This is a genomic window from Planktothrix sp. PCC 11201 (assembly GCF_900009135.1).
GTDB lineage: Bacteria > Cyanobacteriota > Cyanobacteriia > Cyanobacteriales > Microcoleaceae > Planktothrix.
In genome coordinates this window covers 1-237 of record NZ_LT797744.1, presented here as the reverse complement: position 1 = coordinate 237, position 237 = coordinate 1, and the positions used below count along the sequence as shown (strand labels likewise).

Genomic DNA, 237 nt, shown 5'->3' with positions numbered 1-237 from the left:
TTTGAGCACCCGTCTTAATCTATCGGGACTCAATTTAATCGACCGTTCTTGTTCTAATTTTTGGGCTAATTGCTGAGAGTTGTATGTCCGGGGCTCTTTTCTGAGACATTCTTCTAAAAATACTAAGTCATCTTCTTTCCACTTGGCTTTCCCCCCGCGACCGGGTTTTTCCCATAACCCTTCTAGCCCCAACTTTTCCCATTTGTGCAACACTTCTCTGACAGTCTGTGCCGTCCA

At 45.1% G+C, this 237-nt stretch carries 1 protein-coding gene; it reads right to left on the bottom strand.

All coding sequences use genetic code 11. The features are described 5' to 3' along the window. Positions 1–237, bottom strand: a 237-nt coding sequence (locus PL11201_RS25495; RefSeq protein ID WP_144017899.1) for a helix-turn-helix domain-containing protein, incomplete at both ends; no start/stop codon positions are given.